Source organism: Pseudomonas sp. NPDC087804, assembly GCF_044742965.1.
Classification (GTDB): domain Bacteria; phylum Pseudomonadota; class Gammaproteobacteria; order Pseudomonadales; family Pseudomonadaceae; genus Aquipseudomonas; species Aquipseudomonas rustica.
Map to the genome: position 1 here is coordinate 128,612 of NZ_JBIUVN010000007.1, position 24,303 is coordinate 152,914.

Consider the following 24,303-nt stretch of genomic DNA (forward strand, 5'->3'; position numbering starts at 1 on the left):
GCGACCGACCGGCGGTCTGTCGATTTCCCGGCGGGTTGAACGACTAGTCTGAAACAGACGGTTTCAACCCCGCAGGAGAAATCATCATGAACGTTGAGAATCATCCGGTGGTATCGCGCGAAGCATGGCTCGCCGCCCGCAAACAACATCTAGAACACGAAAAAGCCTTCACCAAAGAGCGCGATCGCCTCAGCGCTGAGCGCCGCGCCTTGCCTTGGGTGAAAGTCGACAAGGACTACCACTTCCAGGGCTCGAACGGCGAATTGAAGCTGGCTGACCTGTTTGGCGACCACAGCCAATTGGTGATCTACCACTTCATGTTCGCCAAGGATTGGGAGGAAGGCTGCCAGGGTTGCTCGTTCCTCAGCGACCACATCGACGGCGCCAACCAGCATTTGGCCCACCACGATATCGCCGTGGTTGCGGTGTCCCACGCACCGTTTAACCAGTTTCAAGACTTCAAACAACGCATGGGCTGGAAGTTTGACTGGGTATCGTCAGAGGGCTGCGACTTCAACTATGACTTGGGCGTATGCGCCCGTGCCGAGGATGTTGCCGCCGGAAAGGCTACGTACAACTACGAAAAAACTGACAGCGCAGAGGAAGAAATGCCCGGGCTGAGCGTGTTTTACAAGGATATCGCCGGAAACATCTTCCACACCTATTCCACCTACGCCCGGGGTCTGGACATGCTGGTTGGCGCCTACAACTACCTCGACCTGACGCCGAAGGGCCGCAATGAAGACGAGATCATGGAATGGGTGCGGCATCATGATCGGTATGAAGGCGCGACAAAATCCAGCTGCTGCCACGGCAAATGATCGCCCTTTGTGGGAGCGAGCCTGCTCGCGAAAGCGTCGTGTCAGCCACCATGAACAGTGCCTGACATACCGCTTTCGCGAGCAAGCTCGCTCCCACAGGTTCGCACACAGGTTCTGCCACAGTTTCTGAACTTTTCACAGGCTTTGCCCCTCAACCGGTTAACCCGCCTTAACCGGAACTGAGGCCTGCCCCCATGAAAACCCTGATCAAGCTCACCCTCGCCGCCACCCTTGCCTGCGCCCTGCCCGTCTGGGCCTGCACGCCTGAGGAGGCGACCGCCAAACGTGAACAACTGGCCAAAGAGGTCACCAAGCTCACTGAACAGAATCCGGCCAAGGCCAAAGAGATCAACGCCGAGTTGCAGAAAATGGATCTGGGCACGGCCAGCGCGGATCTGCCGGACAAGTGCCAGTTGATTGATCAGCGCTTGAAAGAGTTGGGTACGGCGGAGAAGAAGGCGGAAGGCTAAAGCGAAGATCGCAGCCTTCGGCAGCTCCTACAGAGGGGCGAAAAAAAACCCGGACATTGTCCGGGTTTTTTTATCCAGCCTGAAACGACTTACTCAGCCGCTGGCTCTGCCGGCTTGCGGCGCTTGAGCGGGGCCATGCCGTCGCTGCTCACCAACGAGTCCGGCTTCGGACGGTTGGCGCTCTTGCGCTTGGTCGGCGTCTTGGCGGCGGTTTTCTTCTTGTCGCCCTTGGCGTCGGTCTTTTTCTTCTTCACGCCAACGGCTTTACCCGAGGCCTTGACCTTTTTCGGCCCGCCGTAGGTGCCTTTGACTTCCTTGACGGTGCGGCGCTCGAAGCTCTGCTTGAGGTAGCGCTCGATGCTCGACATCAGGTTCCAGTCGCCGTGGCAGATCAACGAGATTGCCAGACCGTCGTTACCAGCACGGCCGGTACGACCGATGCGGTGCACGTATTCGTCGCCGCTGCGGGGCATGTCGAAGTTGATCACCATGTCCAGACCATCAACGTCCAGACCACGGGCCGCCACGTCGGTGGCCACGAGGATCTTCACGCCGCCCTGCTTCAGACGGTCGATCGCCAGTTTGCGATCCTTCTGGTCTTTCTCGCCGTGCAGTACGAACGCTTTGTATTCCTGAGCCACGAGGCGGCCGTAGATGCGGTCGGCCATGGCGCGGGTGTTGGTGAAGATGATCGCCTTCTGATAGGTCTCGTTGGCCAGCAGCCAGTTCACAATCTGCTCTTTGTGCTGATTGTGGTCGGCGGTGATGATTTGCTGACGAGTGGTCGAGTTCAACTGGCTGACCGCGTTGAGCTGCAAGTGCTCAGGGTTGTTCAGCACTTTGGCGATCATTTCGCGCAGGCCGGAACCACCGGTGGTGGCCGAGAACAGCATGGTTTGCTGACGGTTCGTGCATTCGTCGACCAGACGCTGAACGTCTTCGGAGAAGCCCATGTCGAGCATGCGGTCGGCTTCGTCGAGCACCAGCACTTCGACTTCTTTCAAATCGAGGTTGCCGGCGTTGAGTTGCTCGATCATGCGGCCCGGGGTGCCGATGAGGATGTCCGGCACTTTGCGCAGCATCGCGGCCTGTACCTTGAAGTCTTCACCGCCAGTGATCAGGCCGGATTTGATGAACGTGAACTGCGAGAAACGCTCAACTTCCTTCAGGGTTTGCTGGGCCAGCTCGCGGGTCGGCAGCAGGATCAGCGTCTTGATGCTGACGCGAACCTTGGCCGGGCCGATCAGGCGATTGAGGATCGGCAGAACGAAAGCGGCGGTTTTGCCGCTACCGGTTTGCGCAGTCACCCGCAAATCACGTCCTTGGAGCGCCAGCGGGATGGCCGCGGCTTGCACAGGCGTTGGCTCGACAAATTTCAGCTCGGCCACAGCTTTAAGCAGGCGTTCGTGCAGGGCGAATTGGGAAAACACGGGTGCTACCTCGAAGATATGCAAAAAAACAGCTGCATAGGTTACCGGTTTCGAGCGCTCAGGCCGAGTTTCTTTATGCAAACGGCAGCAATCAGTGGTTTTTTTGTTGCCTGATTTGTCTCCAAACGTAATGCCTGGCGTCTTAAATGCTCTAATCGGCCATCGCGTCTTACAGAAGAATCGTTTCACTTATGGATATCAAACAGCTCTGGCTCAACGCCCAGGACCTCTGGGGCACCCTCGAACAGCATCCGATCCTGCAAGCCAGCCTGGCGCTGATGCTGCTGTTGGTGATCGCGCTGGTACTCGGACGAGTGGCGCGCTACCTGATCCTGCACGCCAGCCGCATGCTCGGTCGCCAGCCGGCGTTTCACTGGATCAACGATTTACGCCACAACAAAGTGTTTCAGCGCCTGGCGCAGATCACCCCGTCGCTGGTGATTCAGTTCGGCCTGCACCTGGTGCCGGAACTGAGCAAAACCGCGATGAACTTCCTCGGCAACGTCGCGCTGGCGTTCACCATCCTGTTTTTGCTGCTGACCATCAGCGCGCTGCTCAATGCCCTGCTCGACATCTACGCGCGCACCGAACACGCCCGCACGCGCTCGATCAAAGGCTACGTGCAACTGGCGAAAATGGTTCTGTATGTGTTTGGCGGGATCATCATCGTCGCCACCCTGATCGACCGCTCGCCGCTGTTGCTGCTCTCCGGTCTCGGTGCGATGTCGGCGGTGATTCTGTTGGTCTACAAAGACACGCTGCTCTCGTTCGTCGCCAGCGTGCAGCTGACCAGCAACGACATGCTGCGGGTTGGCGACTGGATCGAAATGCCGCAAGTCGGCGCCGATGGCGATGTGGTCGATATCACTTTGCACACGGTCAAGGTGCAGAATTTCGACAAGACCATTGTGTCGATCCCGACGTGGCGCTTGATGTCCGAGTCGTTCAAGAACTGGCGTGGCATGCAGCAATCCGGCGGACGGCGGATCAAACGCAGCCTGTTCATCGACGCCAGCGGCGTGCGGTTCATCCGCGATGACGAGGAAGAAAAGCTCTCGCAGGTGCATTTGCTCACCGATTACATGAGCCGCAAGAAAGCCGAGCTCAAGGCGTGGAACGAGGCGCAGGGCAATGTCGCGGCGATGTCGGCCAACCGCCGGCGCATGACCAATATCGGCACGTTCCGCGCGTATGCGTTGGCGTATTTGAAGAGTCATCCGGAGATTCAACCGAACATGACCTGCATGGTGCGGCAGATGCAGACCACGGCGCAGGGCATTCCGCTGGAGATCTACTGCTTCACCCGCACCACGGCGTGGGCGGATTACGAGCGGATTCAGGGGGATATTTTTGATTATCTGCTGGCGGTGTTGCCGGAGTTTGGGTTGAGTCTGTATCAGCAGCCGAGTGGTGGGGATTTGCGTTCGGGCCTGTTGCCAGCGGTGCTCGGCTCGGCCAGCATCCCCGAGCCACAAAAACACCTCATGTAGCCCAAAATTCCCCTGTAGGAGCTGCCGAAGGCTGCGATCTTTTGACCTTAAAGATCAAAAGATCGCAGCCTTCGGCAGCTCCTACGGGGATTATGCGGTGCGTCGGATGCCGAGGCGGCTGATCCACACGGCAGCAAGGATGACGCTCCCCCCCAGGAACAACCGCCCCAGCTCCTCATGCTGATTCCAGATCAGCAGATTCAGCAGCAACCCCACCGGCACATGCAAATTGTTCATCACCGCCAACGTGCCGCCATTGACCATGCACGCGCCCTTGTTCCACCAGTACATGCCCAGCGCGGTAGAGACCAGTCCGAGAAACAGCAGCACGCCCCACTGCAGCGGCGCTTCCGGCAGAAAATTCGCTTTGCCGAACAGCAAGAACGCCGGCAGCACCACCGCCAGCGCGCCGACGTAGAAGAAGCCGAAACGTCGGTAATGCGGCAGATCGCTCGGGTGTTTTGCCACCAGATGTTTGTACATCACCTGCCCGGCGGCGTAGGTGAAGTTGGCCAGTTGCAGCAACAGGAAGCCCATGAAAAAGTCCGGGCTGATGCTGTCGAAACGAATCACCGCCGCCCCACTCACCGCCACCAGTGCGGCGATCAGCGCCCACGGGTTGAAGCGGCGGTTCAGCGCGTCTTCGATCAACGTCACGTGCAACGGCGTGAGGATGGTGAACAGCAACACTTCCGGCACCGTCAGCACGCGGAAGCTCAGGTACAGACAGACGTAGGTCACACCGAACTGCAACGCGCCGATCATCAGCATGCCGCGCATGAACGACGGTTCGACCGAGCGCCAGCGGGTCAGCGGGATGAACACCAGCCCGGCCAGCACCACGCGCACCAGTACGGCGAAGTAACTGTCGACATGACCGGCCAGGTATTCGCCAATCAGACTGAAGGAAAACGCCTGGATCAGCGTGACAAAAAGTAGATAGCCCATGCTCGCCTCGGTTTTGAATGGCGGCGACGATAGCGGTTTTCGATTCTGCAACCAACACAAATCCCCTGTAGGAGCTGCCGCAGGCTGCGATCTTTTGATCTTGATTTTAAAAAAACAGGATCAAAAGATCGCAGCCTTCGGCAGCTCCTACACGGGGGATTGGTGAATCCCGGGCAAAAAAAAGCCCGATCTCGCTAATGCGTCAATCGGGCTACAGCACTCAGGAGCAACAAGTGCAAAGGGAGGTTCGATGCGCGTGGAACCTTGAAGGGGTTGCGCCAGGTCACTAGACCATCCAGAGATTATCTGGCGATTAACCTGTCAAGCGACCTGGGACAGTTTGGCGTTGGCCTGGTTGAGGCCCTTCTCTTGGAAGTCGCCACCGAGGTTCATGCCTTCGGCGTGGATGAAGGTCACGTCGTTGATACCGATGAAACCCATGACCTGACGCAGGTACGGTTCCTGATGATCCGCCGGGCCGCCGGCGTAGATGCCGCCGCGAGCGGTCAGCACGTAGGCACGCTTGCCGCTGAGCAGGCCTTGCGGGCCGGTTTCGGTGTACTTGAAAGTCACGCCGGCACGCAGCACGTGGTCGAGCCAGGCTTTAAGGGTGCTCGGGATGGCGAAGTTGTACATCGGCGCGGCCATCACTAGCACGTCGGCGGCGAGCAGTTCATCAGTCAATTCATTGGAGCGATCCAGCGACGATTGTTCGCTGGCGTTGCGCTGTTCGGCAGGCTTCATCCAGCCACCCAACAGGTTGGCGTCCAGATGCGGTACCGGGTTCACGGCGAGGTCACGCACGGTGATCTGATCGGCAGGGTGTGCAGCTTTCCACTGGCTGATGAAGGTCTGGGTCAGTTGACGGGACACCGAGTCTTGCTGGCGGGCGCTGCTTTCAATGATCAGAACGCGGGACATGTTGTGTAGCCTCCATCCGAGAATGTTGTAAGTCGATGGAGTGAAGGTTAAACAGAGTTGAATCGATGAAAAAGCGCAAATAATTGCTGCAAAGTATCGAATAATTCGTTTAGATGCTGACACCTACCCTGTAGGAGTGAGCCTGCTCGCGATGGCGTAGTGTCAGGCACCATTAATTTATCTGACACACCGCTATCGCGAGCAGGCTCACTCCTACAAGGGATCCGGGGTTATTTCGGGACGCAGGTCAGTTTGATGCGCAACTTGATGATCGAGCGGGTGAACTTGGCCGTGGCGTTTTTATGTTTGCCGGCCGGGACATCGATGCTGCGGGTGCGCGGCGCCTCGGGGCCGTTGCTGAACACGGCCTTGCACGTCGCATCGACATCGCCGTAGTTGGCGACCCGAATGGAGCCGATGTCGTTGTCGGTGTCGTAGGTTTCGTAGTCGATCTTCAAACCGTTGAGATCCTTTTCCACGTCGATCGGGTACGCGAACGCCGTCAGCGGCAGCAGCGCCAGCAACACACAACAGAATTTTTTCATTCGGCAGTCTCCATGAGGGACCGCCAGCTTAGGACAAGAGGAGCTATTGATGAAAGCGCCCCGCGTGACCCTGGATCAATGGCGAACATTGCAGGCCGTGGTCGACCATGGCGGATTTGCCCAGGCCGCCGAGGCCCTGCACCGCTCGCAATCGTCGGTGAGCTATACCGTCGCGCGCATGCAGGATCAGCTCGGCGTGCCGCTGTTGCGCATCGATGGGCGTAAAGCCGTGCTCACCGAAGCCGGCGGCGTGTTGCTGCGTCGTTCGCGGCAACTGGTGAAACAGGCCAGTCAGCTCGAAGACCTTGCCCATCACATGGAACAAGGCTGGGAAGCGGAAGTGCGGCTGGTGGTCGACGCCGCTTACCCGAGTGCGCGCATCGTCCGCGCGCTCACCGCGTTCATGCCGCAAAGCCGTGGCTGCCGCGTGCGTCTGCGTGAAGAAGTGTTGTCGGGTGTGGAAGAAGTCCTGCTCGAAGGCGTGGCCGACCTGGCCATTACTGGCCTGAGCATTCCCGGCCACCTCGGGGCGGAATTGAGCGACGTCGAGTTCATCGCCGTCGCCCACCCCGATCACCCGCTGCACCGGCTCAATCGCGAACTGAGTTTTCAGGATCTCGAAACGCAGATGCAAGTGGTGATCCGCGACTCCGGCCGCCAGCAACCCCGCGATGTCGGCTGGCTCGGCGCTGAACAGCGTTGGACGGTCGGCAGCCTCGCCACCGCCGCGACATTTGTCAGCAGCGGTCTGGGTTTTGCCTGGTTGCCTCGGCACATGATTGAACGAGAACTCAAGGATGGCTCGCTCAAGCTGCTACCGTTGGACAGGGGCGGCACCCGCAACTCCAGCTTCTATCTGTATTCGAACAAAGACAAACCCCTGGGCCCGGCGACGCAAATCCTCATCGAACTGCTGCGCACCTTCGATACGTTGCCTTTGGATGCGCCGTACGCCGCCCCTGAACAAGCCTGACACGGAGTCCACCGATGGCGTATTTCGAGCACGAAGGTTGCAACCTGCACTACGAGGAATATGGCCACGGTACGCCGTTGCTGCTGGTTCACGGGCTCGGTTCGAGCACGCTGGACTGGGAAATGCAGATCCCGGCTCTCGCCGCGCACTACCGGGTGATCGTTCCGGATGTTCGCGGCCACGGCCGCTCGGACAAACCCCGTGAGCGCTACAGCATCGCCGGTTTCAGCGCCGACCTCCTCGCGCTGATCGAACATTTGAACCTCGGCCCGGTGCATTACGCCGGGCTGTCCATGGGCGGCATGATCGGTTTTCAGTTCGCCGTCGATCACCCGCAATTGCTTAAAAGCCTGACCATCGTCAACAGCGCGCCCGAGGTCAAACTGCGCAGCCGTGATGACTATTGGCAGTGGTTCAAACGCTGGAGCCTGATGCGCGTGCTCAGCCTCGCAACCATCGGCAAAGCCCTCGGCGGCAAACTTTTTCCCAAGCCGGAACAGGCCGATCTGCGGCAGAAAATGGCCGAACGCTGGGCAAAAAACGACAAACGTGCTTATCTCGCCAGCTTCGATGCGATTGTCGGTTGGGGCGTTCAGGAACGACTTTCCCGCGTGACCTGTCCAACCCTCATCGTCAGCGCCGACCGCGACTACACACCCGTCGCGCTGAAAGAAACCTATGTAAAACTGCTGCCTGATGCACGGCTGGTGGTGATCGACGATTCGCGCCACGCCACCCCGCTCGACCAACCGCAACGCTTCAATCAAACGCTGCTGGAGTTTCTCGCCACAGCCGACCTTCAATCTCAGGATCACTGACCCATGCTGAAAAAACTCGCCCTCGCCGCCGGTACCGTTCTGTTTGCCGCCAACCTGATGGCAGCAACGCCAGCCAAGGCGCCACACGTGCTGCTGGACACCACCAACGGCCAGATCGAAATCGAGCTGGATCCGGTCAAGGCGCCAATCAGTACCAAGAACTTCCTTGAGTACGTCGACAGCGGCTTCTACACCAACACCATTTTCCACCGCGTGATTCCGGGCTTCATGGCTCAGGGCGGCGGTTTCACCCAACAAATGCAACAGAAAGACACCAAGGCACCGATCAAGAACGAAGCCAGCAATGGCCTGCACAACGTTCGCGGCACGCTGTCGATGGCGCGCACTTCCAACCCGGATTCGGCCACCAGCCAGTTCTTCATCAACGTGGCTGACAACGCCTTCCTCGACCCGGGCCGTGACGCCGGTTACGCGGTATTCGCCAAAGTGGTCAAGGGCATGGACGTGGTCGACATCATCGTCAACTCGCAGACCACCACTAAAAGCGGCATGCAAAACGTGCCTGTCGACCCTGTGATCATCAAGTCGGCCAAGCGCATCGACTGAGTACTGCAGGGCATATCGAGCGGCGCCGGGCTGATCCCGCGCCGCTCACACTGATAAAAGGAGAGCCCGCATTCCGGGCGGTTATCTGATGCTCTATCGCCGTTTCGAACAACTGATCGACATATTCCGCGACGCCCCCACGGCGTCCCCTCCAGACCGTGTCTGGCCCTTCTATGTTTACTACCTCAAACAGGTCTGGCCGAGTTTCGCCGCCCTGCTCGTCGTTGGCCTCTTCGCCGCGTTGATCGAAGTGGCGCTGTTCAGTTACCTGAGCCGCATCATCGACCTGGCCCAAGGCACGCCGAACCCGAATTTCTTCAGCGACCACGCCCTCGAACTGACGTGGATGGTGGTGGTTGCCCTTGTGTTGCGGCCGATCTTTTTTGGCCTGCACGACCTGCTGGTGCATCAGACGCTGAGCCCCGGCATGACCAGCATGATCCGCTGGCAGAACCACAGCTATGTGCTCAAGCAGAGCCTGAATTTCTTCCAGAATGACTTCGCCGGGCGCATCGCCCAACGCATCATGCAGACCGGCAACTCGCTGCGTGATTCTGCGGTGCAAGCGGTGGATGCACTGTGGCACGTGGTGATTTACGCGATCAGCTCGCTGGTGCTGTTTGCCGAAGCCGACTGGCGTTTGATGATCCCGTTGCTGCTGTGGATTGCCGCCTACATCGGCGCGCTCTACTACTTTGTGCCACGGGTCAAACAACGCTCGGTGGAAGCCTCCGACGCGCGCTCGAAACTGATGGGGCGCATCGTCGACGGCTACACCAACATCGCCACGCTGAAGCTGTTCGCCCACACCAATTTCGAACAGCACTACGCCAAGGAAGCCATCGAAGAACAGACCGTCAAAGCGCAACTGGCCGGTCGCGTGGTCACCAGCATGGACGTGGCGATCACCACCATGAACGGCTTGCTGATCGTCGGCACTACCGCGTTGGCCCTGTGGTTGTGGACGCAATCGTTGATCACCGTCGGCGCGATTGCTTTGGCGACCGGCCTGGTGATTCGCATCGTCAACATGTCCGGCTGGATCATGTGGGTGGTCACCGGCATTTTCGAAAACATCGGCATGGTGCAGGACGGTCTGCAGACCATCGCGCAACCGGTCAGCGTCACCGATCGCGAAGACGCCAAACCGCTGCAAGTGGCCCGTGGCGAAGTGCGTTTCGAGCACGTCGACTTTCACTACGGCAAGAAGCGCGGGATCATCGGCGACCTCAACCTGAACATCAAACCCGGCGAGAAAATCGGTTTGATCGGGCCTTCCGGCGCTGGCAAATCGACCTTGGTCAACCTGCTGCTGCGCCTGTACGACGTCGAGGGCGGGCGCATTCTGATCGACGGGCAGAACATCGCCGACGTCGGTCAGGAAAGCCTGCGTGCGCGCATCGGCATGATCACCCAGGACACTTCGTTGCTGCACCGTTCGATCCGCGACAACTTGTTGTACGGCAAACCGGACGCGACCGATGCCGAGTTGTGGGACGCGGTGCACAAGGCGCGCGCCGATGAGTTTATTCCGCTGCTGTCGGACGCCGAGGGCCGTACCGGTTTCGATGCGCACGTCGGCGAGCGCGGGGTGAAATTGTCCGGCGGTCAGCGTCAGCGCATTGCGATAGCACGGGTGCTGCTCAAGGACGCGCCGATCCTGATCATGGACGAAGCGACCTCGGCGCTGGACTCGGAAGTCGAAGCAGCGATTCAGGAAAGTCTTGAAACCTTGATGCAGGGCAAAACCGTGATTGCGATCGCGCACCGGCTCTCGACGATTGCGCGGATGGATCGGCTGGTGGTGCTGGAGAACGGCAAGATCGCCGAGAGCGGTACTCATGCTGAGCTGCTCGCGCATCGCGGTTTGTATTCGCGGCTGTGGGCGCACCAGACCGGGGGGTTCGTCGGTATCGACTGATGCACTGAATGATCGTTCCCACGCTCCGCGTGGGAACGCAGCCCGTGACGCTCCGCGTCACTGGACGCGGAGCGTCCCTTGAGGCATTCCCACGCAGAGCGTGGTAACGATCACTGTAGGAGCTGCCGCAGGCTGCGATCTTTGCTTTTTGCCCTGCTGGAAATCCGTAAAAACCCTGCTGTACTCAGCCAAGGCTTCGGAACGGAGCCTGTCGTAAGTCTGCAAGGATGCACAACTCGATGCAGTCTCGATAGCAGCGCTATCAAGGACTCTTCTCATGTCTCTGTTGAAACGTTCAGCTACGGAGTTGTTGGGTACGTTCTGGTTGGTGTTGGGTGGTTGCGGCAGTGCGGTGATCGCCGCGTCTTCGCCGCTGGGTATCGGCGTGCTGGGGGTGGCCCTGGCGTTTGGTCTGACGGTGCTGACCATGGCGTTCGCCATCGGCCACATCAGCGGATGTCATCTCAACCCGGCCGTGTCGGTCGGTCTGGTCGTCGGCGGTCGATTCCCCGCCAAAGAGTTGCCTGCTTACATCATTGCCCAAGTGCTCGGCGCGATTCTCGCGGCGGCGCTGATCGCTCATATCGCCAGCGGCAAGGAAGGTTTCGATATTGCCTCCGGCCTCGCGTCCAACGGTTATGGCGAGCATTCTCCCGGCAAGTATTCGATGGCGGCAGGGTTTGTCACTGAGCTGGTGTTGACCGCGATGTTCGTGATCATCATCCTCGGCGCGACCGACAGACGCGCACCACCGGGGCTGGCACCGATTGCGATTGGTCTGGGCCTGACGCTGATCCACTTGATCTCGATTCCGGTCACCAACACCTCGGTCAACCCGGCGCGCAGTACCGGGCCGGCGCTGATGGTGGGCGGCTGGGCGATTGCGCAGTTGTGGATGTTCTGGGTGGCGCCGCTGATAGGCGCGGTGGTGGGCGGCGGGATCTACCGCTGGCTGGGCAAAGAAGAAACCTGAGCCCAACACAAAACCCGTGTAGGAGCTGCCGAAGGCTGCGATCTTTTGATCTTGGTTTTTAAAAGGCCAGATCAAAAGATCGCAGCCTTCGGCAGCTCCTACATGGGTTCTAGGTTTGGCGGTAGGGCAAGGCTGTTCGGGCTTCTTCGGCGTAGGCGAGAACGCCGGCGCGTTCTTGCTCGAGGAAATCTTTGACTGCTGCTTTCAAGCCCGGATGACGCAAGTAATGCCACGAATGGGTGATCACCGGCTCAAACCCGCGAATCAATTTGTGTTCACCCTGAGCACCCGCATCAAAGCGCTGAAAGCCATTGGCAATCGCGTAATCCATGCCCTGATAAAAACACGTCTCGAAATGCAGCCGATCAAACTCCGCCAGGCAGCCCCAATAACGTCCGTAGAAACTGTCGCCACCGACCAGACTGAAGGCCATCGCCACCGGCCGTGAACCCTGTTTTGCCAACACCACACGAATGGCTTCGGGCATGCGCTCAGCGAGCAAACTGAAAAACTCCCGCGTCAGATAAGGCGCTTGCCGGCGCACCGCATAGGTATTGGCGTAGCAGGCATAGACGAAATCCCACTGCGCCTCATCCAGTTCACGCCCCTCCAGCCATTCAAACTCAAAACCCTGCCCCGCCACTTGCTCGCGCTCTTTGCGCATCTGCTTGCGCTTGCGCGAAGCGAGCACGTCGAGGAAGTCTTGAAAGTCGCGATAACCCCGATTTTGCCAGTGATACTGACAGCCGATGCGCTGCAGCCAACCGGGTTGCTCGGCCATCGCTGCATCGGTAAACGGGTCAGTGAAATTGATGTGCGCGCTGGAAAGCTCTTCGATCTCCAGATAACCCGGCAGGCTTTTCAGCAGTTCGAAACCGTCCTCGACATTCGCCGCCAACAAGCGCGGGCCGCTGACCGGGCTGAACGGCACAGCGATCAACAGTTTGGGGTAATAGTCGATACCGGCGCGGGCACAGGCGTCGGCCCAGCCATGATCAAACACGTACTCACCGTAGGAATGCCACTTGCGGTAAGTGGGCAACGCCGCAATCAGTCGATCATCTTCGATGTGCAGCAAATGCTCCGGCAGCCAACCGGTGTGCGGGCCAACGCTGCCGCTGTCTTCCAGCGCACTGAGAAAGGCATGCCGCAGAAACGGCTGATTCTCGGGCACCAGCGCATCCCAACTCGCCGGGGCAATTTCTGACAGGTTTTGCAGGCGTTGCAACGGCATCAACGGGCTCTCCACATCGGGGCTTCAAAGCCCGGCGAGTATCGCTTATCAACGTGCTTTGCACACGCTCCTTCGGCCGACACCGCTCTAAATCAATCGTTCCGGCCAAACACCCATCGTCATCATCCTGCCATCACTGTGCCACTGCACTGTCATAAACCATCGCGATACTGGCGCCTGTTTTTAGAGCGTCGGGTTATAGCCCGGCCACTGTTTTCCGACCTTCAACCGTCGGTTGTGTCCAGGATGGTTCAGCCATCCCCTTTCATCTTCGGAGATTGCTATGCGTCTTGCTTCCACGAAAACTGCGGCAGCCCTGTGTGGCGGCCTGTTGCTGGCCATGAGTGTTCCGGCCAGCGCCGCAGTCGACGCCAAACTGCTCGACATGCTTAAAGCCAACGGCTCGATTTCCCAGGCGCAGTACATCGAACTGCAAACCGAACTGGCCAAGGATCAGAAGGCTCAGCAAATCGCGCAGCAGGCGCAGCAAGAGACCAATGAACAAGTCGCGGCTGTCGCGAAGAAGACCAACGAGCAAAGCGCTTTCGATCAGAAACTGGCGTGGGCAGCGAAGACTCAATTCAAGGGTGATGTACGCATCCGTCAGGAGACCGTCAAGATCGACGGCGAATCCAACAACGGCGGTCGCGACAAGGATCGCCAGCGTATCCGTGCCCGCCTCGGCGCCTACACCGAGATCAACCCGCAAGTCGACACCGGCATCCGCATCGCCACTGGCGGCGGCGACGACGCTCGTTCGACCAACCAGGATCTGGACAACTATTTCGACAAGAAGCAGATCTGGCTCGACTTGGGTTACATCGATTACCACCCCGATCAGATCAAGAACCTGCACGTGATCGGCGGCAAGATGCTGCAACCGTGGGTGAGCATGGGCGATGTGATCTGGGATGGCGACATCAACCCGGAAGGTCTGGCCGTTACTTACAAATACCCACTGGGCAGCACCGCCGAACTGTTCGGCAGCCTGGGCAACTACACCCTCAAGGACAACGTCGATGGCGAAGGCGTGCAGTTCCGTCACGACCTGCGTCTGACCGCCGGCCAGTTGGGTAGCCGTCTGGCGATCACCGACAACCTGAAATTGACCGTCGGCGGCAGCGTTTACGCCTACCAGAACGACGAAGACAGCCGCTGCACCGGCACCTCGACACCGTGCGCGCTGTCGGTCAACGGCAACTCGGCGAACAACGAATTCCGTCTGTATGAAGGGTTCAGCCAACTCGACATCGGCGGTCTGGCTATGCCTCTGTCGTTCTACGGTCAGTACGTGAAAAACAACGACGCCGTGACCGACGCGGACACCGCCTGGCTGATCGGCGCCAAGTCGAAAGTCTTCGGTTTCAACCTCGATTACAACTACCGTGATGTGCAGCGCGACGCCGTGGTGGGGGCCTTGACCGACTCCGACTTCGCCAACGGCACCACCGGCTCGCGTGGCCACAAGTTCAAGGTCGGTTACGACATCGACAAGAACTTCGCCATCGGTGCCACGTACTTCCTGACCAAGGCCGACTTCGCCAGCCGTACTCAGCGTGACGCGGACACCAACACCCTGCAACTGGATGCCGAAGCCAAGTTCTAACCGCGTCAATTTAGCCCGGTGCGGGCGGGACGATCCCCATCATCCGTTCGTTTCACCCGCACTGCGCTACTCCCTTGTAGGAGCTGCCGAAGGCTGCGATCTTTTGATCTTGTTTATTAAGGTCAAAAGATCGCAGCCTTCGGCAGCTCCTACAGGTCTTTGCGGCGTTGTTCGGCGAGGCGTTCGGCCAAGGAATCAACGCCCTCCTCCGGTTTTTCCGGCATCGCCTTCAACGTGGCCTGCATCAAGCGCATCTGCCGAATAAAGCGGCGGCAATTGGGGCAGAACATCAGGTGATGACGCACCATCAGTTTCTCGCGGAAGCTCAACTGGCCATCGAGATAATCGCTGGAGCGCGCCACTTGTTCTTTACAGGTCAGCATTCCCCGGTCTCCTCAAAATGCTCCACCGTGGCGAAGACTTTCAGCCGCGCCCGATGCAGCAGCACACGGACATTGGAGAGCGAGATCTCCAGAAGATTACAGATCTCTTCCAGCTCCAGACCCTGCCGTTCGCGCAGCAGCAAAACACTGCTTTGCAGCTCCGACAGACTGAGCAACGTGTGCTCAAGACAGTCGCGCAATTCACCTTCGGTGAGCAGTGCTTCGGGGGTGTCCTGGTGCCAGGCGAACGGGGCGATCAGCCAATGGCCGTCGCCGGGGGAGAAGCGGTCGTCGTCGATGCTGCCGTGGGGTGACGGCAAATCATCCATCAGCACTTCGCGGCGATTTTGCTTGTAGCGGCTTTTGGCGGAGTTGGCGGTGATGGTCAGTAGCCAGGTTTTCAGGCTGGAACGACCTTCGAAGGTGCCGATGTGGCGAACCACGGAGAGCCAGGCATCCTGCACCACTTCTTCGACGTGACGCTGACCGACGATGGCATAGGCCACGGCGCGCATCGCGCTTTGATAGGTGCTGACCAGTTCCTTGAAAGCCTTCTGCTCACCGGCCAGCAGGCGTTCGAGCAGTTGAGTGTCGTCCGTTGCGGCCATGCATTACCTCTCTGAAAGCAAAAGATCGCAGCCTGCGGCAGCTCCTACAAGGATCAGTGCAGGAGCTGCCGAAGGCTGCGATCTTTAAGGCGCAATCAACGTTTACGCAGGATCACGCTGCCGATTGAGTAACCGGCACCGAACGAGCTCAGCACGGCCAGCGAACCGGCGGCGAGATCGTCCTGATATTTGTGGAACGCGATGACCGAACCCGCCGAGCTGGTGTTGGCGTAGGTGTCGAGAATCACCGGGGCTTCTTCTTCAGTGGCTTCGCGACCGAGCAACTTGCGCACGATCAGGTGGTTCATGCTCAGGTTGGCCTGGTGCAGCCAGAAGCGCTTCACGTCGCCGACGTTGAGTTGGTTCTCTTGCAGGTGCTCACCGATCAACTCGGCAACCATCGGGCAGACATCCTTGAACACCTTGCGGCCTTCCTGCACGAACAGCTTGTCGCGGGCACCGACGCCCTCTTCTGCTGCGCGGTTGAGGAAGCCGAAGTTATTACGGATGTTATTGGAGAACTTGGTCAGCAGTTTGGTGCTGACCACGTCGAACTGGTGCTTGGAGGTGGCGGTGTCAGCACGCTCGATGATCACCGCAGTCGCGGCGTCGCCGAAGATGAAGTGGCTGTCGCGGTCACGGAAGTTCAGGTGACCGGTGCAGACTTCCGGGTTGACCATCAGGATCGCCCGGGCCTGGCCCAGTTGCACGCTGTTGGCGGCGGCCTGAATGCCGAAGGTCGCCGAGGAGCAAGCGACGTTCATGTCGAAACCGAAGCCTTGAATGCCCAGCGCTTCCTGGACTTCGATGGCGATGGCCGGGTAGGCGCGTTGCAGGTTGGAGCAGGCGACGATCACGCCGTCGATGTCAGCGGCGGTTTTGCCGGCGCGTTGCAGGGCCTGTTCGGCTGCGCCGATGGCCATCTGGCAGAGCACCGACCATTCGTCGTTGGAACGCTCGGGCAGGCGCGGGGCCATGCGCTGCGGGTCAAGGATGCCGTCCTTGTCCATGACAAAGCGGCTCTTGATGCCCGAAGCTTTTTCGATGAAGGCTGCGCTGGATTCGGTCAGGGCCTGGACTTCGCCGTTGGCAATGGCCTCGGCGTTGTCGGCGTTGAACTGCGCGACGTAAGTATTGAAAGACTGCACCAGCTCTTCGTTGGAGATGCTGTTGGCCGGGGTGTACAGGCCGGTGCCGCTGATGACGACGTTATGCATGGTCGTTTCTCTAATCTGTTCAGGCAGAAAGTGCTGGAACCGTCGTACCAACACACAAAAGGTCTATTCCCATCCGGGGGACGCAAACCTGGCATCGTTTTATTCCGCCACGCGACACGGCCGAAGGCTCTGGGTCGCGAAACCGGCGTTTATGGTCGCGAAGTTTGCCATAAACGCAGGCTTTTGGCGCCTTTCTCAAGATCAACACGAATGATCGTTCCCACGCTCCTGCGTGGGAATGCAGCCCGTGACGCTCCGCGTCACTGGACGCGGAGCGTCCCCAGAGGCGTTCCCACGCAGAGCGTGGGAACGATCAGCGGTGAGGGCTCAGGGTTCGACCTGGCTCCACTGTTTGCTCAGGCGTTTGTCGGAGATCGGAGTTTTCGTGCCCAACTGCTGGGCGAACAGTGAAACCCGGTATTCCTCCAGCCACCAGCGGTACAGCTCAAGTTGCGGATCGCGTTTGCCTTCCTGTGCATGCTTGGCGGCGCGAGCCTGATATTGCGCCCAGAGACCGGCCAGTTCGCCGCTCCAGACGCGATCCTTCTGCACCTGCGCGCCAAGTTTCTCGAAACGCTGCTCTACCGCTTTCAGGTAACGCGGGATTTCTTTGAGCCACTGCATCGGCGTCTCGCGCACGAACCCCGGATACACCAGGTTACTAATCTGCTGCTTGATGTCGTTCAGTGCCACGGCCTGAGCCAGATCAATCTTGCCCTTGAAGCGTTTCTGCAAACCGTGCCACAGCTTGAGAATCTCCAGGGTCAACCGCGCCACACGTTCAGCGTGCTCGGTCCAACCGCCGCGTTTGCGCTCCGCCAACGCCGCCAGACCGGCGCCGTCACGCGGCAACGGGTCTTCGCCTTCGAGAATGCAGCTGTCGAGGCTGGCCAGCAGAATGTCTTCGACCAGCGCATCGACCCGGCCCAAATCGCGATAGAGCAGGCCCAACTCAGTCTGCCCCGGCAACTTGCTGCGCAGAAACTTCGCCGGCTCGGCCAGTTGCTGCATCAACAAACGCTGCAACGCACGACGATGCTGGAATTCGGCCTCGGCCGGGGTCGAGAAACGCCCTTCCTTGACCGTACCGCCCTCTTCGACCAGCGCCGGATACACCGTCATCGACAGCCCGGCGATCTTCTGTTGAGTCTTTTCCGCAACCGGTGCGAAGACTTTCGCCTCTACCGGTTGCTGACTTTTCGCACTCTGCGGCACCGCTAACGCGGCCTGACTGGCCTCGGCAAAACGCGCGGTCAGCTCGGCCAGATCACGTCCTTCACCGAGGAATTTGCCTTGGCCGTCGACGATTTCCAGGTTCATCCGCAGATGCCCTTCGACGCCTTGCTCAGCCTCCGCCCACGCTTCATCGCTGACCCGCGCGCCGGTCATGCGCAACAGCTCACGGCCCAGCGCTTGCGGCAACGAACCCTCGGCGAAAGTCATGCGTTGCAACGCAGCCTTGATGAAGTCCGGCACCGGCACGAAATTCTTGCGCAAGGCTTTCGGCAAGTTACGCACGAGGGCGATGCACTTGGCCTCGATCAGCCCCGGCACCAGCCACTCCAGACGCTCCGGCGGCAGCATCGGCAACAGCGGCGCCGGCACACGCAAGGTCACGCCGTCGCGCGGGTGGTTGGGTTCGAAGTGATAAGTCAGCGCCAGTTCCAGATCGCCGATGTGCAGCGTGTCCGGGTAATGCATCGCGGTGACTTCACTGGCCTCGCGGGCCAGCACGTCTTCTTCGCGCATGATCAACAGCTGCGGATCTTTCTGGCTATTGATGCGATACCAACTGTCGAAGGTCGCGGTCTGGTGAATCTCCGCTGGCAAGCGTGCGTCGTAGAAGGCGTAGAGGGTTTCTTCGTCGGCAAGAATGTCGCGGCGACGTGCCTTCGCTTCGAGTTCGTCGAGTTGTTCCAGCAGTTGTTTGTTCGCGGTCAGGCACTTGGCTTTCGACTGAATTTCGCCGCGCACCAGACCTTCGCGGATAAACAGCTCGCGGGAAACCACTGGATCCACCGGGCCGTAATGCACGGGGCGACGACCAACCACGATCAACCCGAACAGAGTGATCTGCTCGAACGCGACGACCTGGCCGCGCTTCTTTTCCCAATGCGGTTCGAAGTGGTTTTTCTTGATCAGGTGCCCGGCCAGCGGTTCGATCCAGTCGGCGTCGATCTTGGCGACCATGCGCGCGTAAAGCTTGGTGGTTTCCACCAGTTCGGCGGTCATCAACCATTGCGGACGCTTCTTGCCGATGCCCGACGACGGATGAATCCAGAAACGTCGCTGCCGCGCGCCGAGGTAATCGCCGTCCTCGGTTTTCTGGCCGATCTGGCTGAGCAAACCGACCAGCACAGCTTTGTGCAGCTTCGGATAATCCGCCGGCTCTTTATTCAGGCTCAACTGCATGTCGCGGCAGATCAGGCTTAACTGGCGATGGGAATCACGCCACTCGCGCAGACGCAGGTAGTTGAGGAAGTTCTTCCGGCACCAGTTGCGCAGCGGACTCGCGGTCAGGGCTTGGCGCTGTTCTTCGAAGCCACGCCAAAGATTCACCAATCCGGCGAAATCCGAGTCGATGTCTTTCCACTGCGCGTGGGCTTGATCCGCAGCTTGCTGACGCTCCGGCGGGCGCTCGCGCGGATCCTGAATCGACATCGCACTGGCGACGATCAGCACTTCCTGCAAGCTGCCCAGTTTCGCCGCTTCGAGCAGCATGCGGCCCATGCGCGGGTCGACCGGCAGACGCGCCAATTGGCGACCCAACGGCGTTAGCTGGCTGTTGCGATCCACCGCCGAGAGTTCTTGCAGCAGGTTGAAACCGTCGCTGATCGCCTTGCCATCCGGCGGCTCGATAAACGGGAACGCGGTGATCTCGCCGAGGCGCAGATGCAGCATCTGCAAAATAACCGCGGCGAGGTTGGTGCGCAAAATCTCCGGATCGGTGAATTCCGGACGCCCGAGGAAATCTTCTTCGCTGTACAACCGAATGCAGATGCCCGGCTCGACCCGGCCGCAACGGCCCTTACGCTGGTTGGCGCTGGCCTGGGAAATCGCCTCGATCGGCAGACGCTGCACCTTGGCGCGGTAGCTGTAACGGCTGATGCGCGCGGTGCCGCTGTCGATCACGTAACGGATGCCCGGTACGGTCAGCGACGTCTCGGCGACGTTGGTCGCGAGCACCACGCGACGGCCCGGGTGCGACTGGAAAATCCGCTGCTGCTCAGCCGGCGACAGGCGCGCGTACAGCGGCAGAATTTCAGTGTGTTTGAGTTGGGCTTTGCGCAGCATGTCGGCAGCGTCACGAATCTCGCGCTCGCCGGGCAGGAACACCAGCACATCGCCGGGACTGCGGCGTTCGCTGCGTTCGTAAGCGGCGATTTCATCGAGGGTGGCGAGGATCGCCTGATCCACCGTCAGGTCATCCTCGACACGGTTGCCCTCTTCGTCCTGCTCCAGGGTCAGCGGTCGATACCAGGTGTCGACCGGGAAGGTACGGCCGGAGACTTCAACAATCGGCGCGTCGTCGAAGTGCTTGGAGAAGCGCTCCAGATCGATGGTCGCCGAGGTGATGATGACTTTCAGATCCGGGCGGCGCGGCAGCAAGGTTTTCAGGTAACCAAGCAGGAAGTCGATGTTGAGGCTGCGCTCGTGGGCTTCGTCGACGATGATCGTGTCGTAGCGTTCGAGGTAGCGATCGTTCTGGGTTTCCGCGAGCAGGATGCCGTCGGTCATCAGCTTGATCAGGGTGTTGGCATCGCTCTGATCTTCGAAACGCACTTGATAGCCGACCAACGACCCGAGCGGCGTGCCGAGTTCTTCGGCAACCCGACTGGCCACACTGCGTGCTGCAATCCGGCGTGGCTGGGTGTGGCCGATCAAGCCGTGCTGACCGCGACCGATCTCCAGACAGATTTTCGGTAATTGCGTGGTTTTACCCGAACCGGTTTCACCGGCGATGATCAAGACCTGGTGCTTTTCCAGCGCTTTCTTGATCTCGTCGCGCTTGGCGGCGATCGGCAAACTGTCGTCGTAACGAATCACCGGCAGGCTGGCCTTGCGCGCGAGCACCTGATCACAGGACGCCTGCATGCGCGTCACCCACTGGGCCAGTTTGGCCTCATCAGGTTTTTTGCGCAGCTCAAGCAACTGCCGCCGCAGCCGGTGACGGTCGGCGAGCATGGCGTGTTCGAGGTTTTTCAGCAGTTTGTCGATGGAGGGCGATTCGTCGGTCATCGGGTACGCAATTCGGTCGTCTATTTGTGCAGGGGGCCGATTGTCGCAGATTTGCCTTCGATTGGCCTGCTTCCCCTGTAGGAGCTGCCGAAGGCTGCGATCTTTTGATCTTGTTTTTTTAAAAGCAAAATCAAAAGATCGCAGCCTTCGGCAGCTCCTACAGAGGAGTTATTCGTTGTCCAGGCCTTTGCGCCGATACGGGAAGACGTCGATGATTTTGCCGGCGCGAATCGCCTCCTGCAGGCTCTTCCAGTAATCCGCGTTATACAACTCGCCATGCAGCTGATCGAACAACTTGCGTTGCCCCGAATCAGCGAACAGAAACGGCGGAAATTCTTCCGGAAACACATCCAGCGGCCCGATCGAATACCACGGTTCAGAGGCCATTTCATCCTCCGGCGTGCGCGGCGCAGGAATGTGACGGAAGTTAGCTTCGGTCAGGAAACAGATCTCGTCATAGTCATAAAACACCACGCGCCCGTGACGTGTAACGCCAAAGTTCTTCAACAGCATGTCGCCGGGAAAGATGTTCGCCGCCGCCAGTTGTTTGATCGCCAGCCCGTAATCGTCCAGGGCCTCATACACTTGGGCGTCGTTGGCGTTTTCCAGATAGAGGTTGAGCGGGGTCATTCGCCGCTCGGTCCAGCAATGGCGGATCAGCACGGTTTCGCCTTCGACCGATACCGTCGATGGCGCGACTTCCAGCAATTCCTCAAGACACGCCGGATCGAACTTGCTCAGCGGAAAACGGAAATCAGCGAATTCCTGGGTATCGGCCATACGCCCTACCCGGTCGACGCTTTTCACCAATCGGTACTTCTCGATCACCGTCGCGCGGTCGACGTTTTTCGAGGGCGAAAAGCGGTCCTTGATGATTTTGAAAACGGTGTTGAAGCCCGGCAGGGTGAACACGCTCATGACCATGCCACGCACGCCCGGTGCCATGATGAATTGATCGTCGGTGTTGGCCAGGTGATTGATCAGCGCGCGATAAAACTCGGATTTCCCGTGTTTGTAGAAGCCGATTGAGGTGTACAGCTCAGCGATGTGTTTGCCCGGCAGAATGCGCCGCAGGAAGCCGATAAACTCCGCCGGCACCGGCACATCGACCATGAAGTACGAGCGGGTGAAGGAGAAGATGATCGACACGTCGGCTTCGTCAGTGATCAACGCATCGATCTGAATCCCGCGCCCTTCGCGGTGCAGCAGCGGAATCACCAGCGGCCATTGTTCGTCGCGGGTGTAGATACGCCCGACCAGATACGCGCCTTTGTTGCGGTACAGCACCGAGGAAAACAGCTCGACGCTAAGCTCCGGATCCTTGCACACCCAGTCCGGCAGATTCTCACGCAGTTGCGCTTCGAGGCGCTGCAGGTCGCCCGGCAAATCGGCGTAATCCTCGCTGAAACGGTAATCGGCAAAAATGCTCGCGAGCATGCCCGACAGCTGCCCTTGCGGTTTGTAGGTGCGGGTTTGCGCGGCGCGGGCACGGCGCAGGCTCGGGCGCGTGGTGTGGATGAACATGCAGCCGTCGCTGATCAGATCGTGGCTGAACAGCCCGCAGAAAATCGAGTTGTACCAGGTCTCGGACAGTTCATCGTCGAAGCGCAGGTCGATAACGCTGATGTAGGCGCTTTTCACCAGCGGCCAGCAGCTGACGTTCATCAGCGTGTCGTCGTCGAAATGCTCGCGCAGGCGGGCGATGGTCTCGCCGACCTTTTCCTCGTAGAGGTTGATCCGCGCCGCCGACGCCGTTTGCGTCTCCTGCCAGCGTGCTTGCTCAAAACGCTCGCGCGCGCCGTCAGTGATTCGGCGGAAATGCTCGCGGTAATCGTCAAAGCCATCGAGGATCATGCGGGCGATGTCGGTGGCTGGCCATTGCTGCGGCATAAATGAGACCTCGGCGTGCGTTTGGAAATCTGTGCCTGAGCTTAGCCACGGTTGCGGGCACAGGTGAAGTGCAATTTCGGCCAAATGCCGTTCCGGTTGTTACCGCGTGTGGTTTTCTTTGTGTGTGTGTGTGTGTAAGCGGCGGCTGCGGGAAATTAAATGTCCGATTAGCGGTTGCCATGATCCGGGGCCTCGGCAACACTCTCGTCCCGATCAAGGAAGGAGCCCCGCCGTGAGCCCTGTCGATATTTTCCGTATGTTGTCGCTGGCAGCCATCTGGGGCGCGAGTTTCCTGTTCATGCGCGTGATTGCGCCCGTGATCGGGACCATTCCGACCGCGTTTTTTCGCGTATCGATCGCTGCCGTCGGTCTGCTGGTGATCCTCGGTTTGATGCGCATCAGCTGGGATTTCAAAGGCAAACTGAAAACCGTGATGCTGCTCGGCGTAATCAACTCGGGGATTCCGGCGACGCTGTACTCGGTTGCCGCGCAAGTGCTGCCGGCCGGTTACTCGGCGATTTTCAACGCCACCACGCCGTTGATGGGCGTGTTGATTGGCGGATTGTTCTTCAGTGAAAGATTGACCGTCGCCAAGTTGAGCGGCGTCTTCCTCGGACTGTTCGGGGTTGGCGTGCTGACGCGCGCAGGGCCGGTGGCATTCGATCTGGAATTGTTGATGGGCGCCGTCGCGTGCCTGCTGGCGACCACCTGTTATGGCTTCGCCGGGTTTCTTGCGCGGCGCTGGCTGGATCAGGCCGGCGGACTGGACAGTCGGTTATCGGCACTGGGCAGTATGCTCGGCGCGACATTGTTCCTGCTGCCGCTGTTTGGCTACAGCGTGGCAACCCAGCCACCCGTGAGTTGGGGCGGCTGGCATGTCTGGCTGTCGCTGCTCGGTCTGGGTCTGGGCTGCACGGCGTTCGCGTACATCATTTATTTCCGCCTGCTCAGCTCGATCGGCCCGGTGAAATCGATGACCGTGACCTTCATGATTCCGCCGTTTGGCGTGTTGTGGGGGGCGTTGCTGCTGGATGAGCCGCTGTCGATGGCGCACATTTATGGCGGCGTGCTGATTGCGGCGGCGTTGTGGCTGGTGCTGAAGCCTGCGGTGGTTAAGCCGGCGGAGGTACCGGCCCGGTAGATTTGTGCTGGTGCAGAAAAGGCTATCGCGAGCAGGCTCACTCCTACAATTGGAATGCATACCCCTGTAGGAGTGAGCCTGCTCGCGATTGGCGGCCGAACAGCCGCC

20 protein-coding genes are annotated in these 24,303 nt (G+C 59.5%); 10 read left to right on the forward strand and 10 right to left on the reverse strand.

Annotated elements, in window-relative coordinates:
* Nucleotides 1-86: 86 nt before the first annotated feature.
* On the forward strand, nt 87-821 hold the full coding sequence (locus ACIOMO_RS13335) for a DUF899 domain-containing protein (RefSeq protein ID WP_401241210.1): 735 nt from the start codon (nt 87-89) through the stop codon (nt 819-821).
* Between the two features lie 194 nt (nt 822-1,015).
* Nucleotides 1,016-1,291, forward strand: a complete 276-nt coding sequence (locus ACIOMO_RS13340) for a hypothetical protein (protein ID WP_053118177.1) — start codon at nt 1,016-1,018, stop codon at nt 1,289-1,291.
* An 89-nt stretch (nt 1,292-1,380) separates the two neighbouring features.
* Here ACIOMO_RS13340 and ACIOMO_RS13345 read toward each other — a convergent pair whose 3' ends face one another.
* Complete coding sequence (locus ACIOMO_RS13345; RefSeq protein WP_053118174.1) at nt 1,381-2,721, reverse strand: DEAD/DEAH box helicase; 1,341 nt, start codon at nt 2,719-2,721, stop codon at nt 1,381-1,383.
* A 191-nt stretch (nt 2,722-2,912) separates the two neighbouring features.
* Between ACIOMO_RS13345 and ACIOMO_RS13350 the strand changes: the two genes are divergently transcribed.
* Nucleotides 2,913-4,211 (forward strand): mechanosensitive ion channel family protein, encoded by a 1,299-nt coding sequence (locus tag ACIOMO_RS13350; protein ID WP_053118172.1) that lies wholly within the window; start codon nt 2,913-2,915, stop codon nt 4,209-4,211.
* 90 nt (nt 4,212-4,301) lie between these two features.
* Here ACIOMO_RS13350 and ACIOMO_RS13355 read toward each other — a convergent pair whose 3' ends face one another.
* The 3 genes from ACIOMO_RS13355 to ACIOMO_RS13365 all read right to left on the reverse strand — a co-directional run bounded on the left by ACIOMO_RS13355 (nt 4,302) and on the right by ACIOMO_RS13365 (nt 6,625).
* Complete coding sequence (locus ACIOMO_RS13355; RefSeq protein WP_212550537.1) at nt 4,302-5,159, reverse strand: carboxylate/amino acid/amine transporter; 858 nt, start codon at nt 5,157-5,159, stop codon at nt 4,302-4,304.
* Between the two features lie 321 nt (nt 5,160-5,480).
* Complete coding sequence (locus ACIOMO_RS13360; RefSeq protein WP_053118168.1) at nt 5,481-6,080, reverse strand: FMN-dependent NADH-azoreductase; 600 nt, start codon at nt 6,078-6,080, stop codon at nt 5,481-5,483.
* 230 nt (nt 6,081-6,310) lie between these two features.
* Entirely contained in the window at nt 6,311-6,625 is a 315-nt protein-coding gene (locus ACIOMO_RS13365) for a hypothetical protein (protein WP_053118166.1), read from the reverse strand.
* A gap of 49 nt (nt 6,626-6,674) precedes the next feature.
* Between ACIOMO_RS13365 and ACIOMO_RS13370 the strand changes: the two genes are divergently transcribed.
* From ACIOMO_RS13370 to aqpZ, 5 genes are all read left to right on the forward strand, one after another.
* Nucleotides 6,675-7,598 (forward strand): LysR family transcriptional regulator, encoded by a 924-nt coding sequence (locus ACIOMO_RS13370; RefSeq protein WP_008086429.1) that lies wholly within the window; start codon nt 6,675-6,677, stop codon nt 7,596-7,598.
* 14 nt (nt 7,599-7,612) lie between these two features.
* Nucleotides 7,613-8,416: an alpha/beta fold hydrolase gene (locus tag ACIOMO_RS13375; protein ID WP_401241216.1), complete on the forward strand. Its 804-nt coding sequence runs from the start codon at nt 7,613-7,615 to the stop codon at nt 8,414-8,416.
* 3 nt (nt 8,417-8,419) lie between these two features.
* Entirely contained in the window at nt 8,420-8,983 is a 564-nt protein-coding gene (locus ACIOMO_RS13380; RefSeq protein WP_053118162.1) for a peptidylprolyl isomerase, read from the forward strand.
* An 88-nt stretch (nt 8,984-9,071) separates the two neighbouring features.
* On the forward strand, nt 9,072-10,904 hold the full coding sequence (locus ACIOMO_RS13385; RefSeq protein WP_053118159.1) for an ABC transporter ATP-binding protein: 1,833 nt from the start codon (nt 9,072-9,074) through the stop codon (nt 10,902-10,904).
* 277 nt (nt 10,905-11,181) lie between these two features.
* Complete coding sequence (gene aqpZ, locus ACIOMO_RS13390; protein WP_401241220.1) at nt 11,182-11,877, forward strand: aquaporin Z; 696 nt, start codon at nt 11,182-11,184, stop codon at nt 11,875-11,877.
* A gap of 109 nt (nt 11,878-11,986) precedes the next feature.
* Here the strand turns inward: aqpZ and ACIOMO_RS13395 are convergent, their stop codons facing one another.
* On the reverse strand, nt 11,987-13,111 hold the full coding sequence (locus ACIOMO_RS13395) for a GNAT family N-acetyltransferase (protein ID WP_400750606.1): 1,125 nt from the start codon (nt 13,109-13,111) through the stop codon (nt 11,987-11,989).
* 283 nt (nt 13,112-13,394) lie between these two features.
* Between ACIOMO_RS13395 and ACIOMO_RS13400 the strand changes: the two genes are divergently transcribed.
* A complete protein-coding gene (locus ACIOMO_RS13400; RefSeq protein ID WP_401241223.1) occupies nt 13,395-14,717 on the forward strand; it encodes a putative porin in 1,323 nt (440 codons plus the stop codon).
* Nucleotides 14,718-14,866: 149 nt separating this feature from the next.
* Here ACIOMO_RS13400 and ACIOMO_RS13405 read toward each other — a convergent pair whose 3' ends face one another.
* The 5 genes from ACIOMO_RS13405 to aceK form a co-directional block, all read right to left on the reverse strand.
* Nucleotides 14,867-15,100 carry an anti-sigma factor gene (locus ACIOMO_RS13405; RefSeq protein ID WP_053118152.1) on the reverse strand — a complete coding sequence of 78 codons (234 nt, stop codon included), beginning with the start codon at nt 15,098-15,100 and terminating at the stop codon, nt 14,867-14,869.
* Nucleotides 15,094-15,708, reverse strand: a complete 615-nt coding sequence (locus ACIOMO_RS13410) for an RNA polymerase sigma factor (RefSeq protein ID WP_053118150.1) — start codon at nt 15,706-15,708, stop codon at nt 15,094-15,096. Before ACIOMO_RS13410 ends, ACIOMO_RS13405 begins: the two co-directional genes overlap by 7 nt.
* 95 nt (nt 15,709-15,803) lie before the next feature.
* Nucleotides 15,804-16,925 (reverse strand): beta-ketoacyl-ACP synthase III, encoded by a 1,122-nt coding sequence (locus ACIOMO_RS13415; protein ID WP_053118148.1) that lies wholly within the window; start codon nt 16,923-16,925, stop codon nt 15,804-15,806.
* A gap of 327 nt (nt 16,926-17,252) precedes the next feature.
* Nucleotides 17,253-21,164: an ATP-dependent RNA helicase HrpA gene (gene hrpA / locus ACIOMO_RS13420; protein WP_401241227.1), complete on the reverse strand. Its 3,912-nt coding sequence runs from the start codon at nt 21,162-21,164 to the stop codon at nt 17,253-17,255.
* Between the two features lie 168 nt (nt 21,165-21,332).
* The gene (aceK, locus tag ACIOMO_RS13425; RefSeq protein ID WP_401241230.1) at nt 21,333-23,054 is read right to left on the reverse strand and encodes a bifunctional isocitrate dehydrogenase kinase/phosphatase; all 1,722 of its coding nucleotides are present in this window, start codon (nt 23,052-23,054) and stop codon (nt 21,333-21,335) included.
* A gap of 232 nt (nt 23,055-23,286) precedes the next feature.
* On the opposite strand from aceK, the gene ACIOMO_RS13430 reads away from it, so the two are divergent.
* The gene (locus ACIOMO_RS13430) at nt 23,287-24,195 is read left to right on the forward strand and encodes a DMT family transporter (RefSeq protein WP_282357582.1); all 909 of its coding nucleotides are present in this window, start codon (nt 23,287-23,289) and stop codon (nt 24,193-24,195) included.
* Nucleotides 24,196-24,303 lie beyond the last annotated feature (108 nt).

What these genes read in the sequence shown, in the direction of transcription:
- ACIOMO_RS13400 (WP_401241223.1), top strand. Translation starts at nt 13,395, where the DNA reads ATGCGTCTTGCTTCCACGAAAACTGCGGCAGCCCTGTGTGGCGGCCTG.
- aceK (WP_401241230.1), bottom strand. Translation starts at nt 23,054, where the DNA reads ATGCCGCAGCAATGGCCAGCCACCGACATCGCCCGCATGATCCTCGAT.
- ACIOMO_RS13395 (WP_400750606.1), bottom strand. Translation starts at nt 13,111, where the DNA reads ATGCCGTTGCAACGCCTGCAAAACCTGTCAGAAATTGCCCCGGCGAGT.
- ACIOMO_RS13370 (WP_008086429.1), top strand. Translation starts at nt 6,675, where the DNA reads ATGAAAGCGCCCCGCGTGACCCTGGATCAATGGCGAACATTGCAGGCC.
- ACIOMO_RS13355 (WP_212550537.1), bottom strand. Translation starts at nt 5,159, where the DNA reads ATGGGCTATCTACTTTTTGTCACGCTGATCCAGGCGTTTTCCTTCAGT.
- ACIOMO_RS13340 (WP_053118177.1), top strand. Translation starts at nt 1,016, where the DNA reads ATGAAAACCCTGATCAAGCTCACCCTCGCCGCCACCCTTGCCTGCGCC.
- ACIOMO_RS13335 (WP_401241210.1), top strand. Translation starts at nt 87, where the DNA reads ATGAACGTTGAGAATCATCCGGTGGTATCGCGCGAAGCATGGCTCGCC.
- ACIOMO_RS13415 (WP_053118148.1), bottom strand. Translation starts at nt 16,925, where the DNA reads ATGCATAACGTCGTCATCAGCGGCACCGGCCTGTACACCCCGGCCAAC.
- ACIOMO_RS13380 (WP_053118162.1), top strand. Translation starts at nt 8,420, where the DNA reads ATGCTGAAAAAACTCGCCCTCGCCGCCGGTACCGTTCTGTTTGCCGCC.
- ACIOMO_RS13360 (WP_053118168.1), bottom strand. Translation starts at nt 6,080, where the DNA reads ATGTCCCGCGTTCTGATCATTGAAAGCAGCGCCCGCCAGCAAGACTCG.
- ACIOMO_RS13405 (WP_053118152.1), bottom strand. Translation starts at nt 15,100, where the DNA reads ATGCTGACCTGTAAAGAACAAGTGGCGCGCTCCAGCGATTATCTCGAT.
- aqpZ (WP_401241220.1), top strand. Translation starts at nt 11,182, where the DNA reads ATGTCTCTGTTGAAACGTTCAGCTACGGAGTTGTTGGGTACGTTCTGG.
- ACIOMO_RS13375 (WP_401241216.1), top strand. Translation starts at nt 7,613, where the DNA reads ATGGCGTATTTCGAGCACGAAGGTTGCAACCTGCACTACGAGGAATAT.
- ACIOMO_RS13385 (WP_053118159.1), top strand. Translation starts at nt 9,072, where the DNA reads ATGCTCTATCGCCGTTTCGAACAACTGATCGACATATTCCGCGACGCC.
- hrpA (WP_401241227.1), bottom strand. Translation starts at nt 21,164, where the DNA reads ATGACCGACGAATCGCCCTCCATCGACAAACTGCTGAAAAACCTCGAA.
- ACIOMO_RS13410 (WP_053118150.1), bottom strand. Translation starts at nt 15,708, where the DNA reads ATGGCCGCAACGGACGACACTCAACTGCTCGAACGCCTGCTGGCCGGT.
- ACIOMO_RS13350 (WP_053118172.1), top strand. Translation starts at nt 2,913, where the DNA reads ATGGATATCAAACAGCTCTGGCTCAACGCCCAGGACCTCTGGGGCACC.
- ACIOMO_RS13365 (WP_053118166.1), bottom strand. Translation starts at nt 6,625, where the DNA reads ATGAAAAAATTCTGTTGTGTGTTGCTGGCGCTGCTGCCGCTGACGGCG.